The following is a 17,385-nucleotide window of genomic DNA, read 5'->3' as shown; positions in this document are numbered from 1 at the left end:
TTGGAATTTTTTATAAGTGATGTAGATAAAACACTCTTGCGCAGTGATTTAAAAGTAAGCAAATTCACACAAGAGATTTGGAATAGTTTTACAAAACCTCTTTCAATAGCAACTGCAAGAAGCTATACAGGCGCAAAAAAGCTCTTGGCGCCTCTGCAGCTTCAATATCCGATGATACTTCTTGATGGTGCAATGATAGCAAGTAGCGATGGAAAAATTATCAAAATAAACGCACTCAGTAAAGAAGTAACAGATGAGATTATCGCAGTAATAGAAAAAGAATTTGATGAGAGACCTCTCATCGTAGGATATGATAAAGATACAGAGCGCTTTTTGTATCCAAAAAAACTCAATATCCACCAAAAAGAGCTACTGCAGAACTATCACAACGACAAACGCGTACTCAACATCGATAGGCTTCAAGGCTTAGAACAAAATCTTAAAATAGTCTACTTAGGTGATGAAAAAACGCTGCAATCCATTGAGCAAAAAGTAAAATCTCTCTTTAAAGTAGAGAGTAAACTCAGTAAAGATCCATATCAAAACTGCCACTTTTTAACATTTTTACATCCTAAAGGAGATAAAGCTCACGCCCTAAAAGAACTTGAAGAGATAGTTGGTGTCTCTCCAAAGGATGTTACAGCCTTTGGTGATAGCCTCAATGATATTGGAATGTTTCGATTGAGTGGCAAAGCAGTTGCTGTTGCCAATGCACTCCAAAAGGTAAAAGAAGAAGCAGATATCGTACTTCCATGGAGCAATGATGAAGATGCAGTTGCGCGCTACCTCTCCACTCTTTAGTGTTATAATACCTGTATATAATCGCGAACATACTATCGCTCGAGCTATTGAATCGGTATTGCAGCAAAGCTTTCAAGATTTTGAACTTATTGTAGTCGATGATGGATCTACTGATAAAACTCCCCAAATTCTCTCGCAATACCCAATTACCATCATACGCCAATCAAACAGGGGTGTAAGTGCAGCGCGCAACGCAGGTATCAAAGCTGCAAGGGGAAAAATTATAGCCCTCCTTGACAGTGATGATGAGTGGAAGCAAGATCACCTTGCAACACATGCTGCATTTTTTGCTGCTAATCCAGCATACAAAATCCACCAAACAGATGAGATATGGATTCGTAATGGTAAGTTTTTAAATAAAAAAAAGATTCATCAAAAAAAGGGAGGCAATATATTTTATGACTCTTTGCACCTCTGTCTCATTTCTCCCTCTGCAGTCGCAATAAAAAAAGAGCTTTTCGATGAAGTGGGTCTCTTTCGCGAAGATTTTGAAGTTTGCGAAGATTATGAGCTATGGCTGCGTATTACAAAAAAGTATCCTGTAGGATTTACTCCTCAAGCTACTGTCATCAAATATGGTGGACACTCTGATCAACTCTCACAAAAATATTTTGGTATGGATAGATGGCGTATAAGAGCGATGCTACCATTTTGCGATGATCCAAAAGTGATAGAAGTTGCTTTAAAAAAGTGTGCAATTCTCCTCACAGGAGCAAGAAAACATCAAAATAGAGAGATTTTAGAAGAGTTTATACCAATCTATGAGCAACTCCTGCAAAAACACAAGGTTTTTGCAGGCAAAAATTAGCAGTAATCTGCTAAAAGTCCCTCTTTGAGTTGTTGATACATCGCTTCGCCGTTGAGAAGTTTGACTAGCTCCAATGCAAAACAGATTGCTGTACCAGGTCCACGTGATGTTACTACATTGCCATCAATAACTACTTTTTGATCTGGAATATATCCCTCTTGTCCTGTTTTTTCTTCAAAACCAGGATAATTCGTATGCTTTTTGCCCTCTAACACTCCAGCCTCTTTCAAAGCCCAAGGAGCTGCACAGATTGCTCCAACAAGTTTTCCTTTTTCATTCATGCGTTTGATATACTCTTGTACTAGCTCGCTTTTTGCTAGATGCTCTGCCCCAGGAAGTCCTCCAGGAAGTACCATGAGGTCAAACTCTTCTGGATCCACATCTTTTAAAAGATCATGTACCAAAACTTTAAGGCCTGTATTTGCTCCCTCTACCTCATTATCAAAAAGTCCAGCAACTACAACACTATTTCCGGCACGATTTAACACATCAATAATAGCCATCGCCTCAATCTCTTCAAACCCATCTGCCAATGGTACTAATACTTTTGCCATCACTCCTCCTTTTTAAGCTTTTGTTGATAAAAATTATAGCGAATTCAAATGCTCTTCTTACAAAACAAGTAAATTTATACTACAATCACACCATGCAAGGCTATATTCTCAATATAACACAAGCCAAAAATGAAGATCTTATTGTCCATGTCCTCACCCATAAACGTCTTTATACCCTCTATCGTTTCTATGGCGCTAGACATGCTACTATCAATTTAGGATACAAGATAGATTTTACTATAGAGCAGCAACTAGGATACCTTCCAAAACTCCGCAATATCACCCATCTTGGCTACTCATGGCTTAAAAATCTGCACAAAAGTCTTCTTTGGCAACAGTTTATAAAACTGCTCTATCTGCACTTGCGTGACTTAGAAGATATTGAGAGTTTTTATATGGAGATGCTCGATTCTCTTGCAAAAAAAATTACGCGACAAAATCCAAAAAGAGCTATTATAGAAGAGTATGTAAAAATGTTAGAGTATGAGGGAAGGCTCCATCGAGATTTTGTCTGTTTTGTATGTGAGCAGCCTATAGATGAACCTACACTAGTACGCTCATTCTTGCCTGCTCATACTTATTGCGTAGGACAAGAAGCATTGAGCAAAAAGAGACTTGCATACCTCTTTGCTCATAAAGATGCCCAGTACCTTGATGATAAAGAGATAGAGAGGTTATGGAATATCATACTCCAAGGTCTATGAGACTTAGTTAGCTTCAAAATCATCTACATCCATATCTGCATCTACCAAACTATGCCCACCAAAATCAACTTTTTGCAATATCTTCAAATCTTCTATTGGATCTTTTTTGAGTATATAGAGCTGCCCATATACCTGTTGCGGCCGAAAAAGAAATTCACTTACTTCTACCTTTTCACCATTATATTGTGTATCACCAGGGATAATGGTATCGCAAATAACATCAAGATAGCCTTCTCTAAGCACATCATATTGATCAAACATCACTGAGCAATCCACATAACCGATAGAGAGCTTTGTTAGATCTTCTATCTCATCTGCAGACTCAAGTGTCCATGCACCCTCTCCTTCATAGCTTCTTATGTAGAAAATATCCCCTTCATTTGCATCTTGTAATGGCTCTAAAAGTGTTATGATATTTTTATTGCGCAACTCTAATTCATCAGGATATATTTTCTTACCATCAATATCGATAGCGCACTCTTCTGGATCTATTCCATCTATTGTAAGAGGAGGCTCAAAACTGTCCGCCTCTGCGGTCTCTACAAAATCGTTTACCATTTCAAAGAGCTCTTTAACATCCTCTTTGGAATCGAGATTAAAATCCTCTACATCTAATCCCTCGATTTCAAGCCTACTTACATTGTAAATTTTAATAGATTTTGCTGCACCTCTGATGGTGATTTGAGACATCTGCTCTCCTTATCTTATTTTCGTATATTGTATAGAAAATCGAGTACTTTTACAATATACTCATAGAGCTCCTCTGGCACATCATCATACAACTCTACTGCAAAGAGTTTTTCTACAAGCTCTCTATCACTTTTGATTGGAATATCATGTTCTTCAGCCACTTCTATGATCTTCTTGGCAATATATCCCTCCCCTTTACCAACAACTTTTATCTCTTGTGTTATTTTTTTTAGTGCTACAGCTTTTTTCTTCATAACTTCATATTTACCAAATTTTCATCTTCAAAACCACGTAAGAGATCTTGCTTACAAAACTCCTTTACCAAACAGTGCACATATATGCCTTTATGTGCCAAGCTTTTTTTCAAAAGCGGCATACTCATTGCAAGTTTTTCTCTAAATGCATCCTCTTCTACACCAAAAACAACCTGTAAATAGCCTTTATGCAAAATAAGACTTACAAGTACTTTATCATTGTTATGAAAACGCAAATAGAGTCTGCAAAAATGTACTTTTGCATATGTCAGTTTTTTTATAACAAGCTCGCTCTCTTCTACTTCATCCCAAATCACCGGCAAAAAACTCATTATCATTCCACTAGCCTGTGCAACAAGTGCATAGGTATCAAGCATATAAAGAAGTCTTTCTAGTTCCTTTGTTTCTCTATGCTCTTGAAGCATACTGAGCATTGATTTGAAACTTCCCATTTTTGTTTTATGCATATCCAAAAGAAGCTCTTTTAACTCCTTTGCATCAAGATTTTCTATATCCAAAAAGTTTGTTTTCAAAAGTGCAACCAATCTTTTATCTTCTTTATTCAATGTATGAAAGATCTTTTTTATGATTTTGCTAGCTTCCAAAAGTTCTTCTTGCAATTTACGCTGCAAAAGTAGTCTATTTATCTCTTTTTTTAATTTCTCATCAAAATGTACTATATGTTGCAATGTTTTGAGATCTTTCCCAAATGTCTCAATTGCCACACTCTCCATACCTTGTGTTCCAAAACTTCGCTCTAAAAGTTTTAGTCGAAGCTTCCCCCCTTTTTGAGGCAAAACTTGCAAAAGAAGGACCTCATTTTTTCGAAATGTTAATTGGCTCTGTAACTCCACCACTCTTCCAGCCAGTCTCAATCGCACCTTCTGCTGTGGCAACATATCCAGTACGCGAGCCCTCAATTTTTGATGAGGATGCAGATGAAGTCTGCCTTTTTGGATAGAAGAGAGATCAAAAAAATAGGGAGTATTGCTCAATGAATGAATCCGTATCATTCATTGATTATCGGTAAGAAAAATTAGACAATTAGGCGGGATTTGTCAAAAAAGGTATCATCATGAATATGGCGAAAAGAGGCACGAATATATTTAACTACATCTTGAAATTTCTTTTCAAGTTCTTTTACAAACTCTTTCATATTCTCTCGCACATAAGGCTCTTTGATATCAAAACGCATAGCTGGACACGCTTCATCTCCAATAGCCCAAAAGCCATTGCGTTTGACAAAACCGGCTGTTTGAGACTCTCTTATCTCTATAAGCGGACGTATAACATAAAGCCCTTTTTTTGTTTTATAAATGGGAGGCATAGAACGCATAGTGCCGTTGTAGAACATATTCATAAAAAAGCTTTCAATCGCATCATCAAGATGATGGCCAAGGGCTACCTTGTTAAAGCCATTTTGCAGTGCATAGGTATAGAGCGCTCCTCGCCGCATACGAGAAAAGAAGCTGCAATAAGAGGAGTTTTGTCGAATTTTATCTTTTGCAATATCAAAAATATTTGTCTCATACACCTCATACTCAATTCCATACTCTTCACAATGGCGCTGTAAAAAGTCGTAATTCTCCCCCATTCCATAACTTATTGTCACAGCTTTAAAACGAAAATCATAAGGAGCTACACGCTGAATATGCTTGAGGGCATGGATTAGCGTGAGGGAGTCTTTTCCACCGCTAAGTCCTACTAAGACATTGTCACCCTCTTGTAAGAGTTCAAACTCTACATTGGTACGAGCTACTTGCTTGATAAGTTTTTTGGAAAGTTCTGCTCGCTTCATGCTACGATCTTATCCAAGAGTGCGATAATAAAATCTGCACTTATTTTTGAAGAACTTTTCAAAAACTCATCAAAATCAAAACTTGCATCCATATCAGCTGCATCACTAATGGAACGTAAAATAAAAAATGGAATATCATAAGCATCACAGACTACTGCAACAGCGGCACCTTCCATCTCGATTGCATCTGCTTGGAAAGTTTTTCGGATCCACTCTTTTTTCTTAGGATCAGCAATAAATTGATCACCCGTAGCAATTGTCCCCTCTTTGAGCTCTATTCCTCGCTCTTTTGCTACCTCTTGCGCTAAAAATCGCAATGTCGCATCACTCTCTATATAGACTTTCCCTTCAGGCACATATCCATAAGGATGCCCAAAAGCAGTAATATCGAGATCGTGCTGACAAAGTCTTTTTGCAGCTATCAAGTCGCCTATATGGAGATCCTCGTTTATAGCACCTGCTACTCCACTAAAGAGAAGCTTTTGGACTTTAAAATGCTCAATAAGAACCGAAGCAGTGAGTGAAGCAAAGACTTTGCCGATTTTGCTATAGGCTATGAAAACTTCATGCCCTTTATATTTTGCTTCAAAGTAGTGGTTTCCAGCAATTGTGTGGAGTTTAATATGTTGCATATGCGCGATGATTTGTGAGAGTTCACTCTCTGGAGCCAAAGTGGGATCGAGTTTTGTCAAAATTGGCTCGATCTCCTCAACCATAGCTCCCATTATTGCAATTCTCATCCAATCTCCTCCATATTTTTAGGAGATTGTAGCAAAGTTACTCTTTTTTATCAAAATGGTAAATTGAGTGCTTTTGCGCTTGTTCTCCATCTTTATATACAATATAGGATGATTTGAGATGTTTATTATTATTTGATAGTTCTAAAATAATTCTATGCACGTGTGACTCATCACTATCACACACTTCACTGCGCTCCTCATCACAATCAAAAACGAGTTTTTGCTTGGTACTCTCTTTTGTATTGAATATAAAACTTGGCTGATTTTGTTTTGCACAATAGTGCGTTGCTCGCAACTCTTTACACTGATGAAAATCATCACAATGATACATTGTTACCATCCAGCGCACAGTATTTGGTAAGAGCTCCTCTTTGATTGCAGATCCTCTTCCTATAACTATATACTCTACTCCAGTCTTATCAGTTCCTAACATTCTTTTGACTGCAGGGTGATTATGAGCTCCCGTTGTACCTATCTGCTTTGATGCTGGTGAGAGTGTCCAAACTCCAGGAAACACTTTTTTCATATAATCAAAAGCCTCTTTTGGCTGCATCTGAGCAAAAGCTACAACAGAAACTAAAGCAACTCCTAAAATTTTTTGCATTTGTGCCCCTTTCTAATTATTTTTACAAATATCTTACCTATTTTTCTTTATAGAAATTTTTTATAAATCATTTAGTTTTCTTTATTATATTCATAAATCATTTTGAAAAGGGGCTTAATTTCATATAATTATTTATTAATAACTTCGAGGGCATCTTCAAGACTCTTCATGTTACTTATGCATATTGTAGGCTTTTTCGTAATGCGTCTATTGAGACCTTTCAAGACATTTCCTTCTCCAAATTCAATAAAAATATCAGTTTCATTTTCAATATTTTGAATCGATTGCTTGTAGTGTACGGGCTCTACTAGTTGTCTTGATAGAAGTTCTATTGCCTCATTTTTTGTTTTATATGGCGCTGCTGTTACATTAGATATTACAGGAGCAGCAAAACTATCTTGCAAAAATTGCTCTAAATACTCTTGTAATGGCTTGCGAGCCGGTTCCATAAGAGGACAGTGGCTAGCTACACTCATATTGAGTAGCAATGCTCTTTTAGCACCAGCATCTTTGAAAACTCCTTCGAGGCTCATAAGATCTGCTTTTAATCCAGCAACAACAATTTGTCCATCACTATTATAGTTTGCTGGCCAAACTTTTTTGCCCTCATCTCTTGCTTTTGCACAAATCTGCTCCACCTCTTCATCACTCAATCCCATCACTACCATCATCCCACCATTTGCATCTTTTGCGGCCTCACTCATAAATTTTCCACGATAATGCACAAGCTCAATAGCATCAATGCTACCTAGTGCACCTACACTTGCAACCGCTCCAAATTCACCAAGGGAGTGTCCAAGTGCATATTGAGGCGTTATATTGCTGTGTGATTGAAAAAGTTTTAATGCTGTAAGACTTACAAGCATAATAGCTGGTTGTGTGTATGCAGTCTCGTTAATGCGATCATTTTCTTCAAATAAAAGTTTAGTAAAATCGATTTTGAGGCGATCGCTTGCAGCTTCGAAAAGCTCTTTTGCTAGTGAAGAGTTTTCAAAAAAATCTTTACCCATACCAATTTTTTGACTACCTTGACCAGGAAAAAGGAAAGTTATATAAGGCATAATCACTCCTATTTTTTAGGAGTAATTGTAACAAAGAAGATATTAAAAGGAGGTAAGCCCCAAAGGGCTTAAATTAGTGACCACATCCGCAGCTGTCGCCGCCGCAATGTTCTTCTTCTTGCACTTGTCCAGTCATTACCTCTTCTGGTGTAGCTTCTCTTACCTCTTTAATATTGATACTAAAAAGAAGATCTTTTCCTGCTAGAGGATGGTTAAAATCGATTGTGACAGAGTTTTCATCAAAAGATTTTACAGTTACTTGAACAGTCTCTCCATTTTCACCCTGTCCATAGAGCGTCATTCCCTCTTGAAGATCTATTCCTTCAAATTGCTCTCTTGGAAGTGTTTGTACTGCATTAGGATCTTGTTGACCATACGCTTCTTCTGCTTTTACAAGGACATCTGCACTCTCGCCAGCATTCATATTTTTTATTTGATTTTCCAAACCAGGAATAATTTGATTTTTTCCTGTGATAAATTTAAGAGGTTTATGTCCTACATTTGAATCGATAACCTCTCCACTTTGTGCATCTTTTACAGTATATTCGATGCCAACTACTTTATTCTCTTCGATTGCCATTTAGAAACCTTTATGTGAATTTGCACAATGATTTTAACAAATTAACCTTGTAGATGAATTAAATAATATTTCTAATACTTATAGACGTTTTTTAGCAATTTTTGCAGCTTTGCTACGTGGGTAGAGTTTAATGAGATTTTTATAAAATTTTTTTGCTTCACTTTTTTGGCCAAGTCTCTCTAAAGAGATAGCAGTATGCAAAAGAAGTATTGGCATATATGAAGATTTAGCATATATAGATGCGCTCTTTTTATAGTGCTCAACTGCACATGCATAATCTTTTGTATAGTAGCAACTCTCTCCTATATAAAAATTGCTTGTAGCTGGTTTATATTTCTTTGCTGCAGCAGCTTCAAAATATTCAATTGCTTTTTTGTACTCTTTGTTTTTATAAGCTTTATGTGCCAGTGAGTAGAGCTTAGCACCACTTAGAGCTGATTTTTTCTTCTTATTCAACTTCGCATATATTTTTTGCAACTGCTCTTGTAGCTCACTCTTTGAAACATAGTTTGCACTGATATTATCTATTAAAGAGGAGAGCTCTTTGAGTACTTTTTTAATTTGAGAGAAATTCTCTTTTTGTATCGCTATTGAAGTGTTGAGATCTGCTTTAAGTGTATCAATCTCATTTTGGAGCATTTGCGTATTATCAGCTTTAAGCTTTTTTTTTAAATTATTAAGATTTTCATCGAGTCCTTCAACAATACTCTCAATCCCTGCAACTTTTTCAGTAAGAGTATTAACCTTAGTCTCGATATTATAGAGCCTTGATTTTATCGATTTTATATCGTTTCTATTTTGCCAAATAGCTTTTTCTGTCTTTGTCAAACCATAAGGAGAAGGATTATCGATATTCCCCGCTTCGAAGGCAGAAGGCTCTTGTGCCATAAGAGCCAAGCCTAAAGAAGAGAGTACAACTATTTTTTTCACTACTTTTCCTATGGAATGAGTTCAAATTCAACGCGTCGATTTTTTGCCCAGCACTCTTTTGTATGCTCTGTACAAACTGGATTGCTCTCTCCATAACTAATTACACTCATACGTGTCGGATCCACACCTCTTGCAGCAAGTGCCTCTTTCACGCTTTTAGCTCTTTTTAAACCAAGAGCATAATTGTATTCATCACTTCCCCACTCATCACAGTTGCCTTCCACTTTGATTTTGAACTCTTTTGCATCTTCAAGATTAAAAAGTTTTGCATCATACTCTACATTTGGTACTTGATCAGGGCGAATATTATATTTATCAAAATCAAAGTATATCTTTTTCGCTTCAGACTCAATCATCTTCATCTTTTTGAGTTTAGCCTCTTCACTACTTTGCTCTTCCATTCCACCAATTGTTTTAATACCTTCACCCTCTTTTACCTCACTCGCTTGTGTAGTCTGGCTCTGTGTTTGAGGGGTTTCTATTTCTACACTCTTCTTTGCACAGCCAGTAAGTAGTAATGCTATGAAACTGAGAGAAACAAGGAGACCTCTTGTCATCTTTTATCCTTTTTATTTGATTTTTTTAATTTTATCAATAGTTTTCTTAATAGATTACTAATCACCAATCAATAGATTGAATTTTTCCTACACGAAGAGGATAGATGTAACTTTTATTGTATTTGAGCCGAATGAGTCCTAGTCCACTCTGCCTACCATACTCTTTTATAAATAAAATCGTCTCTCCATCAGTAGAGAATCTTGGGAAGATATTCACTCCATTTGCTGTAAGTTTTCTAATATAATCACTTGTAGTAGAAGTGAGGTAGAGATTGAATGTATTAGAGCCAAAAGCGTTATCTGTTTCACGACTACTATAAACAACATAATCACCAAATGTAGAACATGCACTATTATTTCTTCCGTGATATACTACTCTCTCTACTGCTCGTGAGCCTATATTTTTTGCAAATATTGTTGGGTAGCCCAAACGATCTGAAACAAAAACTACTCTTTGCTCATTTTCTACATAGTTTCCATTCACATCTATACCAGGATATGTAGTTATGCGGTTGAGTGTTTTTGTCCATGTATTATACTCATATATATCTGGCTGCATCTGCGGCGCCATAGTAAGAAGCAATTTTCTTCCATCTTCGCTTACATCTGAGCACACAAGCATTCCTTCTGACTGCAATATTTTTTGCTGTGTGCCTTTATAAATATCAACAAGATAAAGTGTAGGTTTATCCCCAATTTTTGTGTAATAAAATCTTCTTTGTTCTTTGTCTGCCCATTTTGGGAAAAGATTGAGGCCACCATGTACAACCACTTTTTGATATGTTAATGTATAATCACTAATGACAATATCTGCGTGTTTTGGCTTTGTATATTTTGCAAACACTACAAAGCTTTTAAGGAAGCTTACATCAGGAAAATGTAGGGCATTATTGAGATCATAAATAATTTTGTGCGCCAAAAAAGGAAAACGATCTTTGTCACTAATGCGATAGAGTTTTGCAATAATAGTATTTCCATCTTTTATTGAAAATATCTTTGCTTCCACATTGAGTTTTCCAAAATCATCAAAAAAGAGTCGATAGCGTAAAAGATAGTCTTTGCTTTTATATTTTACATAATCGATACTACTGTCCATACTGGCAAGATTTCTCTTTTGATCTACATTAAAATGTGCTGTTACTTCTAAATCACCTATTAAGAGTCTGAAAAATTTCCTATCAATATTGCCATCAACATCGAGAGTAGCATCTTCAATAGCGATTTTTGGTTTTGATCCTACATCTTTGACAATTTCAAGGGTCATATCTGCAGCAAATAGTGTCACAGCTAATACAAAGACAATCAATACTCTTTTCATCTATATCCTCATCTCAATTTTTTGTTTATTCTAACACATTAATGTTAATTTTTATTACTCTTTAGCTTCAAAGTAGACAATAAACTCTTTAGGCCTATCAGGTAGTGGAAAGCGCTGCATTTGCATACGTTGGAGATAGTCATCTAGTTCAGCATTGAAAATCTCATTTTGCCCATACTGTAACACCTCATAGGTAAACCTTCCATTTCTATCAATAAAAATTTTTACCTTTGCTCTATTACCTGCGCTAAGCTGTGAAGGCATCCAGTATGTATAGAGGATCTTATAAAGCTTTTCAAGATAGGGATCTTTCTCTCCACTTACAGATTTTATCGATTTTTTAGAAGTAAGCTGTATATCTTGAAGCTTGAGTTTTTTGAGTAATTTTTGAGCTTTTTTACCACTTTTACCTTTGTATTTACTCGGTGTAGATGCACGCTTATGAACTGTAGCTCTTTTTTTAGCAAGTTTTTTTGTATTGAGCGATGCAAAGAGATCTTCGATTTTTGGTGTGGACTTTGGTGCTGGAGAGCCTTTTGCCTGTTTTTTTTTGGGTGCGGCTTTGGGTGCTACTTTTTTTATAGGTACTACTTTTTTTGTATCTCTTTTCTCTTCAATCATCACATCAATTGCTTGTGCTTTGATAGCAATTTTTTTTGGTGCTTCATGCTCAAAAAAGTAATCAAGGAAAAAAAAGAGAACTGCTCCATAGAGAATGACTGTAACAATGAGGGCTATTAGTTTAAAGAGGTTTTTATCCATTGGTAATCAAAGATACTTTCGAAAATCCAGCCTCTTTGATAGTTTTAAGAATATACATCACATCTCCATAAGAGAGTGACTTATCCGCACTTATATAGATTGGCATATCTTTTGGAAATGGTTGAGAATACATAATAAAACTATCAGCAAAATTTTTATAAGTAAAACGTTGGTTTCCTATGGAAATAATTCTATTTTTATTGATTTTTATCTGGATACTTTTTTGCTTTTTATAACTTTTAGTTTTTGATCCTTGAGGAAGATTTATATCTTCTTGATAAACGATGGCAGGAGTAGCCACCATTAAAATAGCTAATAGTACAAGCATTACATCGACAAGCGGTGTGATATTTAGCTCAGGTTTCTCATCCCAATCAAACATCCTCACCTGCCAGCCAAAATATCTATTTGCATTTTTACATAAGAGACAAATGCGTATGCTTTTCTTTTGAGTATCAAATGGTAAGTGTAAGCAAAAACAGCCACGAAGATCCCTGCTGCAGTAGCTACTAAAGCTTCACCAATTGAAGCAGAAATAGTGGAGATACTCGCTTTTGTTGAGCCCATTATATAAAATGTTTCTAAAATAGAGACAACAGTTCCAAAAAGCCCTATAAAAGGAGAAGTAGAAGCAGCTATCGAGAGAAAAGTCAATCCTGCTGTACTCTCCTGCGTTGCTTTTGTAATACAAAAATCATTTTTGTTAGGAGTAAATTTCCCTCCTGCATAACACTGTTTTAAAAAAGAGTTCATTGCAGGTACTTTATTCCCCATCTCTACAGTTTCTAGGGAAAATTTTTCACGACGTATAAGCAAACTAAGATAGAGATAACGATAGAAAAATACCCAATTAACGAGTAAGAAGTATAACGATAGCACGCCAAGGACGGCTATCGTGATAGAGTTACTCTTATCGAGATAACTCAAAAGAAGGTCAAACTGTTTCATATTCTTTACTAAATAATTTTTGCTGCTTTTTCTATACGTGCCTCTACAGTAGCTAAGGCAGCTTTATTTTCACTCGCTTTTTCGATAAGTTCTTTTGCCTCTTCAATTTTCTTCGCAATTTCGCTCTCTGTAGCGCCTGCTAAAGGAATTGCTCCTTCAACAAGAGCTACTGCCTTATGTTCATCTACTTTTACATGTCCCCAGTTGATGACAATAGACTCTTTCTTGCCATCTGGGAGTTCTATTTCTATTACGCCGGGCTTGAGAAGCGAAAGCAAAGAGGCATGTTTCGGCAATACGCCAAACTCACCCTCTTCTCCTGGAAAAGTTACGCTCTTAACATCTTGATCAAATATCAGACCTTCAGGCGTAACTATCTCTAATCTCAATGTATCCATTCACTTCCTTTTTCACGAAGAGTTACTTCGCTTATGATTTTGCTTTGAGTTTCTCAGCCTTTTCAAGAGCTTCGTCTATATTACCAACCATATAGAATGCTGCTTCTGGTAAATCATCATATTTACCCTCAAGCAACCCTTTAAAACCTTCAATAGTCTCTTGAAGAGTCACATAACGTCCAGGACTTCCTGTGAAAACCTCAGCAACAAAGAATGGCTGAGACAAAAATCTCTCTATTTTTCTCGCTCTTTCAACAATAAGTTTATCCTCTTCTGAAAGCTCGTCCATACCAAGAATAGCAATAATATCTTGCAAATCTTTATATTTTTGCAATACTGCTTGTACACCACGTGCTACATTGTAGTGCTCTTCCCCAATGATATTTTTATCGAGCATTCTTGATGTGGAATCGAGTGGATCCACAGCAGGATAGATGCCTTTTTCTGCAATTCTACGGTTAAGAACAGTTGTCGCATCAAGGTGTGCAAAAACAGATGCAGGAGCTGGGTCGGTCAAGTCATCTGCTGGAACGTACACAGCCTGGATAGAGGTAATTGATCCTTTTTTCGTCGAAGTAATACGCTCTTGCAATCTTCCCATTTCGCTTGCAAGTGTTGGCTGATAACCCACCGCAGATGGAATACGTCCAAGAAGTGCTGACATCTCTGCGCCAGCCTGCGCATATCTAAAAATATTGTCGATAAACATCAAAACGTCAAGTCCCATTTCATCACGGAAATATTCCGCCATTGTAAGACCAGTAAGAGCAATTCTGTTTCTTGCTCCAGGAGGCTCGTTCATCTGACCATAGCATAGTGCAACTTTATCCAAAACGTTTGACTCTTTCATTTCGTAGTAGAGGTCATTTCCCTCTCTCGTTCTCTCACCAACACCTGCGAAAACTGAGTAACCAGAGTGTTTGAAAGCAACGTTGTGGATAAGCTCCATAATAATAACTGTCTTACCAACACCTGCACCACCGAAGAGACCTGTTTTACCACCTTTTTTATAAGGAGCCAAAAGGTCTACAACTTTAATACCAGTTTCAAAGATCTCTTCTTTTGTACTTTGCTCTTCAAATTCTGGTGCACTTCTATGGATTGACCAGTAAGTTTTTGCTTGGAGAGGCTCTCCTTCATCGATAGTTTCACCGATAACATTGAAAATTCTTCCAAGCACCTCTTCACCGACTGGCACTTTTATAGGACCACCTGTAGCTTCCACTTCTTGACCACGAACTAAGCCATCAGTCATATCCATTGCAATAGTTCTTACACGGTTATCTCCCAAGTGCGCAGCAACTTCCAATACAAGTCTTTTACTTGTACCTTCAACTTCTAAAGTCAGTTCAAGTGCTTCATTGATTGCTGGAAGATAATCCTCAAAGTCCACGTCAACAACGGGACCCATAACTTGGATAATTTTTCCCTTTTTATTAGACATTACCTTTCTCCTTTTTTATTTCATTGCTTCCATACCACTGATGATTTCAGTCAACTCAGTAGTAATAGATTCTTGTCTTGCCTTATTGTACGAAATAGTAAGTGATTCAACCATCTCTTTAGCATTTTTCGTCGCTGCATCCATAGCTTGCATTCTTGCACTATGTTCTGCAGCTAAAGAGTCTATCAATGCAAAATAGATATTAAACTCATTATATTTATTAATGAGCGATTCCAATACCTTTTCACCTTCATCTGGCTCAAGTTCTAATTGCGAAGAGATCTCTTTTTCTTCAAAGCCTTTAATATCAATAGGAAGTAGATTAACTACTTTGATCTCTTGCGTAATCATGTTTTTGTACCCATTGTGTACAAGAACAACTTTATCAACTTTACCATCAAGATAATCTTCGACACTGCTTTTGATAAATTCTGCTGCTTTTTTATATTCAGGTGCAGAACTAAGTCCTACAACAGAATCAGTTAGTTCATACCCTTGGAATTTGAAGAACTCTATTCCTTTTTTTCCAATCGCTCGAAGTCTTACTTTTGCACCGCTTCTTGTGTACTCTTCAACGAGACTACGTACAGTTTTTATCGTTTGGTAATTGAACCCACCACACAAACCTTTGTCTGCTGTGACAAATATAATATCTACAACACCCACAACTTCAGGCTCTTCGAAATAGCGCCCTTTTACACCACCCACTTTATACTTATTAATAGAGGATGCAATTTCTGCCAAAGTATCATTGATAGCATTTTCAAAGTATTTACTTCTTTTTGCAACCTCTTCTGCTCGTCGCAGCTTTGCGGTAGAGACAAGCTTCATTGCCCTTGTAGTCTTTTGGGTGTTCTTGACACTACCAATCTTTCTTTTAATATCTTTTAGATTTGCCATTTTTTATCCTTATTCGGCACTAAAGCTCGCTTTAAACTCTTCTATCGCCTTATTGAGCAACTCTTTAATCTCATCATCAAGTGCTTTTCTCTCACGAATAAGTTCAAAGATTTGTGGATATTTTGCTTCTATAAAGCTATAAAGCTCATATTCAAATTTATTAATTGCACTCACTGGAATATCATCTAAGAAACCATTAGCTCCAGCATAGATAATAGTTACCTGTCTTTCAACTGGAAGTGGTGAATATGGCGGTTGTTTGAGAATTTCAACCATTCTTTGACCACGCTCAAGCTGCTTACGGCTTGCTTCATCAAGATCACTTGCAAATTGTGCGAAAGCCTCAAGTTCGCGATATTGTGCAAGATCGAGTCTGAGCGTACCAGCAACCTGCTTCATTGCCTTGATTTGTGCAGCTCCACCAACACGAGATACAGAGATACCTACGTTGATTGCAGGTCTAATACCAGCATTGAAAAGATCAGATTCAAGGAATATCTGGCCATCTGTAATAGAGATAACGTTTGTTGGAATATATGCAGAAACATCCCCTGCTTGTGTTTCAATAATTGGGAGTGCTGTCAAACTTCCTGCACCGAGCTTATCGTTAAGCTTTGCTGCACGCTCAAGTAGTCTTGAGTGAAGATAGAAAACATCACCAGGATATGCCTCACGGCCAGGAGGACGTCGAAGAATCAAAGACATTTCACGATATGCAACTGCGTGTTTGCTAAGATCATCATAGACGATGAGCGCATGCTTTGCATTGTCTCTAAAATACTCACCAATAGTAACACCAGTATATGGAGCTAAAAATTGGAGTGCTGCTGGCTCACTTGCTCCTGCATTGACAACAATTGTATAGTCCATAGCACCATGCTCTTCAAGTTTTCTTACCACTTGTGCTACAGTAGACTGCTTCTGTCCTACAGCAACATAAATACAAACAACTCCCTGTCCTTTTTGGTTGATGATGGTATCTATTGCAACTGTAGTTTTACCTGTTTGTCTATCACCAATAATGAGCTCCCTTTGGCCTCTACCGATAGGTACAAGAGCGTCAATCGCCTTAATACCTGTTTGTAACGGCTCATGTACTGATTTTCTTGCCATAATGCCAGGAGCTTTCTCTTCTACATAGCGATACTCTTTGGCTTCAATTGGCCCTTTTCCATCAATTGGCTCACCAATAGCATTGATTACTCTTCCTACAAGCTCTTCACCAACAGGAACTTTCAGAAGCTGTCCAAGTCTCTTGACACTGCTTCCTTCTCTGATTCCTTCACCCTTACCAAGGACAACAACCCCTACATCACTCTCTTCGAGGTTAAGTGCCATCCCTTTATCACCGTTTTCAAACTCAAGCATCTCTCCTGCCATTGCATTGTTAAGACCATAAACTTTAGCAACACCATCGGCAAAAGAGATAACTTTCCCTGTCTCCTCTACATCAATTTTAAGTTCAAAATCCTCTATCCTCTCTTTAATGATAGAGCTAATTTCATCTGCTTGCAATTTTTGTGCCACACTGACT

The 17,385-nt window shown here is 37.1% G+C and carries 22 protein-coding genes; 3 read left to right on the top strand and 19 right to left on the bottom strand.

The features are described 5' to 3' along the window. Together NITER_RS02045 and NITER_RS02040 are read left to right on the top strand one after the other, a co-directional pair. Nucleotides 1-801 (top strand): HAD-IIB family hydrolase, encoded by an 801-nt coding sequence (locus NITER_RS02045; RefSeq protein ID WP_084276239.1) that lies wholly within the window; start codon nt 1-3, stop codon nt 799-801. Beyond that, a complete protein-coding gene (locus tag NITER_RS02040; RefSeq protein WP_197685330.1) occupies nt 764-1,609 on the top strand; it encodes a glycosyltransferase family 2 protein in 846 nt (281 codons plus the stop codon). Before NITER_RS02045 ends, NITER_RS02040 begins: the two co-directional genes overlap by 38 nt. Here the strand turns inward: NITER_RS02040 and NITER_RS02035 are convergent. Next, complete coding sequence (locus NITER_RS02035; protein ID WP_084276241.1) at nt 1,606-2,163, bottom strand: DJ-1 family glyoxalase III; 558 nt, start codon at nt 2,161-2,163, stop codon at nt 1,606-1,608. The genes NITER_RS02040 and NITER_RS02035 overlap by 4 nt on opposite strands. A 23-nt stretch (nt 2,164-2,186) precedes the next feature. On the opposite strand from NITER_RS02035, the gene recO reads away from it, so the two are divergent. Then, a complete protein-coding gene (gene recO, locus NITER_RS02030) occupies nt 2,187-2,867 on the top strand; it encodes a recombination protein RecO (RefSeq protein ID WP_281847891.1) in 681 nt (226 codons plus the stop codon). Nucleotides 2,868-2,870: 3 nt separating this feature from the next. Here the strand turns inward: recO and NITER_RS02025 are convergent, their stop codons facing one another. From NITER_RS02025 to atpA, 18 genes are all read right to left on the bottom strand, one after another. After that, entirely contained in the window at nt 2,871-3,557 is a 687-nt protein-coding gene (locus tag NITER_RS02025) for a hypothetical protein (protein WP_084276242.1), read from the bottom strand. 14 nt (nt 3,558-3,571) lie between these two features. Beyond that, entirely contained in the window at nt 3,572-3,811 is a 240-nt protein-coding gene (locus tag NITER_RS02020) for an EscU/YscU/HrcU family type III secretion system export apparatus switch protein (protein WP_084276244.1), read from the bottom strand. Next, complete coding sequence (locus tag NITER_RS02015) at nt 3,808-4,824, bottom strand: hypothetical protein (protein WP_143779646.1); 1,017 nt, start codon at nt 4,822-4,824, stop codon at nt 3,808-3,810. The genes NITER_RS02020 and NITER_RS02015 overlap by 4 nt, the downstream gene beginning before the upstream one ends. Before the next feature lie 23 nt (nt 4,825-4,847). After that, complete coding sequence (locus tag NITER_RS02010) at nt 4,848-5,609, bottom strand: tRNA 2-thiocytidine biosynthesis TtcA family protein (protein WP_084276247.1); 762 nt, start codon at nt 5,607-5,609, stop codon at nt 4,848-4,850. Next, complete coding sequence (locus NITER_RS02005; RefSeq protein WP_084276248.1) at nt 5,606-6,349, bottom strand: 5'-methylthioadenosine/adenosylhomocysteine nucleosidase; 744 nt, start codon at nt 6,347-6,349, stop codon at nt 5,606-5,608. The genes NITER_RS02010 and NITER_RS02005 overlap by 4 nt, the downstream gene beginning before the upstream one ends. Nucleotides 6,350-6,386: 37 nt before the next feature. After that, nucleotides 6,387-6,953, bottom strand: a complete 567-nt coding sequence (locus NITER_RS02000) for a hypothetical protein (RefSeq protein ID WP_084276250.1) — start codon at nt 6,951-6,953, stop codon at nt 6,387-6,389. Between the two features lie 128 nt (nt 6,954-7,081). Continuing rightward, a complete protein-coding gene (gene fabD, locus NITER_RS01995; protein ID WP_084276251.1) occupies nt 7,082-8,014 on the bottom strand; it encodes an ACP S-malonyltransferase in 933 nt (310 codons plus the stop codon). A gap of 73 nt (nt 8,015-8,087) precedes the next feature. Next, complete coding sequence (locus tag NITER_RS01990; RefSeq protein ID WP_084276253.1) at nt 8,088-8,594, bottom strand: FKBP-type peptidyl-prolyl cis-trans isomerase; 507 nt, start codon at nt 8,592-8,594, stop codon at nt 8,088-8,090. A gap of 78 nt (nt 8,595-8,672) precedes the next feature. Beyond that, a complete protein-coding gene (locus NITER_RS01985) occupies nt 8,673-9,524 on the bottom strand; it encodes a tetratricopeptide repeat protein (protein ID WP_084276255.1) in 852 nt (283 codons plus the stop codon). 8 nt (nt 9,525-9,532) lie between these two features. Then, complete coding sequence (locus NITER_RS01980) at nt 9,533-10,081, bottom strand: OmpA family protein (protein ID WP_084276256.1); 549 nt, start codon at nt 10,079-10,081, stop codon at nt 9,533-9,535. Nucleotides 10,082-10,142: 61 nt separating this feature from the next. Further along, nucleotides 10,143-11,399 carry a Tol-Pal system protein TolB gene (tolB, locus tag NITER_RS01975; protein WP_084276258.1) on the bottom strand — a complete coding sequence of 419 codons (1,257 nt, stop codon included), beginning with the start codon at nt 11,397-11,399 and terminating at the stop codon, nt 10,143-10,145. A 54-nt stretch (nt 11,400-11,453) separates the two neighbouring features. After that, nucleotides 11,454-12,161, bottom strand: coding sequence for a TonB C-terminal domain-containing protein (locus NITER_RS01970; RefSeq protein WP_084276260.1), 708 nt, complete (start codon nt 12,159-12,161; stop codon nt 11,454-11,456). Continuing rightward, nucleotides 12,154-12,543 carry an ExbD/TolR family protein gene (locus NITER_RS01965; RefSeq protein ID WP_084276262.1) on the bottom strand — a complete coding sequence of 130 codons (390 nt, stop codon included), beginning with the start codon at nt 12,541-12,543 and terminating at the stop codon, nt 12,154-12,156. The genes NITER_RS01970 and NITER_RS01965 overlap by 8 nt, the downstream gene beginning before the upstream one ends. A gap of 2 nt (nt 12,544-12,545) precedes the next feature. Then, nucleotides 12,546-13,109: a MotA/TolQ/ExbB proton channel family protein gene (locus NITER_RS01960; protein WP_084276264.1), complete on the bottom strand. Its 564-nt coding sequence runs from the start codon at nt 13,107-13,109 to the stop codon at nt 12,546-12,548. Nucleotides 13,110-13,117: 8 nt separating this feature from the next. Further along, the gene (gene atpC, locus NITER_RS01955; RefSeq protein ID WP_084276266.1) at nt 13,118-13,507 is read right to left on the bottom strand and encodes an ATP synthase F1 subunit epsilon; all 390 of its coding nucleotides are present in this window, start codon (nt 13,505-13,507) and stop codon (nt 13,118-13,120) included. A 31-nt stretch (nt 13,508-13,538) separates the two neighbouring features. Continuing rightward, the gene (gene atpD / locus NITER_RS01950; RefSeq protein WP_084276267.1) at nt 13,539-14,951 is read right to left on the bottom strand and encodes a F0F1 ATP synthase subunit beta; all 1,413 of its coding nucleotides are present in this window, start codon (nt 14,949-14,951) and stop codon (nt 13,539-13,541) included. Between the two features lie 15 nt (nt 14,952-14,966). After that, nucleotides 14,967-15,851: an ATP synthase F1 subunit gamma gene (gene atpG / locus NITER_RS01945; protein WP_084276268.1), complete on the bottom strand. Its 885-nt coding sequence runs from the start codon at nt 15,849-15,851 to the stop codon at nt 14,967-14,969. A gap of 9 nt (nt 15,852-15,860) precedes the next feature. Continuing rightward, complete coding sequence (atpA, locus tag NITER_RS01940; RefSeq protein WP_084276270.1) at nt 15,861-17,378, bottom strand: F0F1 ATP synthase subunit alpha; 1,518 nt, start codon at nt 17,376-17,378, stop codon at nt 15,861-15,863. Nucleotides 17,379-17,385 lie beyond the last annotated feature (7 nt).

It is taken from the genome of Nitratiruptor tergarcus DSM 16512, assembly GCF_027946175.1.
GTDB lineage: Bacteria > Campylobacterota > Campylobacteria > Campylobacterales > Nitratiruptoraceae > Nitratiruptor > Nitratiruptor tergarcus.
The sequence above is the reverse complement of the archived record's forward strand: the minus strand, read 5'-3'. Positions and strand labels throughout refer to the sequence as shown.

Bases quoted from the DNA above. Each gene is read 5' to 3' on its own strand.
- NITER_RS02040 (WP_197685330.1), top strand. From the start codon at position 764: ATGAAGATGCAGTTGCGCGCTACCTCTCCACTCTTTAGTGTTATAATA.
- NITER_RS02035 (WP_084276241.1), bottom strand. From the start codon at position 2,163: ATGGCAAAAGTATTAGTACCATTGGCAGATGGGTTTGAAGAGATTGAG.
- NITER_RS02025 (WP_084276242.1), bottom strand. From the start codon at position 3,557: ATGTCTCAAATCACCATCAGAGGTGCAGCAAAATCTATTAAAATTTAC.
- NITER_RS02020 (WP_084276244.1), bottom strand. From the start codon at position 3,811: ATGAAGAAAAAAGCTGTAGCACTAAAAAAAATAACACAAGAGATAAAA.
- NITER_RS02015 (WP_143779646.1), bottom strand. From the start codon at position 4,824: ATGATACGGATTCATTCATTGAGCAATACTCCCTATTTTTTTGATCTC.
- NITER_RS02010 (WP_084276247.1), bottom strand. From the start codon at position 5,609: ATGAAGCGAGCAGAACTTTCCAAAAAACTTATCAAGCAAGTAGCTCGT.
- NITER_RS02005 (WP_084276248.1), bottom strand. From the start codon at position 6,349: ATGAGAATTGCAATAATGGGAGCTATGGTTGAGGAGATCGAGCCAATT.
- NITER_RS02000 (WP_084276250.1), bottom strand. From the start codon at position 6,953: ATGCAAAAAATTTTAGGAGTTGCTTTAGTTTCTGTTGTAGCTTTTGCT.
- fabD (WP_084276251.1), bottom strand. From the start codon at position 8,014: ATGCCTTATATAACTTTCCTTTTTCCTGGTCAAGGTAGTCAAAAAATT.
- NITER_RS01990 (WP_084276253.1), bottom strand. From the start codon at position 8,594: ATGGCAATCGAAGAGAATAAAGTAGTTGGCATCGAATATACTGTAAAA.
- NITER_RS01980 (WP_084276256.1), bottom strand. From the start codon at position 10,081: ATGACAAGAGGTCTCCTTGTTTCTCTCAGTTTCATAGCATTACTACTT.
- tolB (WP_084276258.1), bottom strand. From the start codon at position 11,399: ATGAAAAGAGTATTGATTGTCTTTGTATTAGCTGTGACACTATTTGCT.
- NITER_RS01970 (WP_084276260.1), bottom strand. From the start codon at position 12,161: ATGGATAAAAACCTCTTTAAACTAATAGCCCTCATTGTTACAGTCATT.
- NITER_RS01965 (WP_084276262.1), bottom strand. From the start codon at position 12,543: ATGTTTGATTGGGATGAGAAACCTGAGCTAAATATCACACCGCTTGTC.
- NITER_RS01960 (WP_084276264.1), bottom strand. From the start codon at position 13,109: ATGAAACAGTTTGACCTTCTTTTGAGTTATCTCGATAAGAGTAACTCT.
- atpC (WP_084276266.1), bottom strand. From the start codon at position 13,507: ATGGATACATTGAGATTAGAGATAGTTACGCCTGAAGGTCTGATATTT.
- atpD (WP_084276267.1), bottom strand. From the start codon at position 14,951: ATGTCTAATAAAAAGGGAAAAATTATCCAAGTTATGGGTCCCGTTGTT.
- atpG (WP_084276268.1), bottom strand. From the start codon at position 15,851: ATGGCAAATCTAAAAGATATTAAAAGAAAGATTGGTAGTGTCAAGAAC.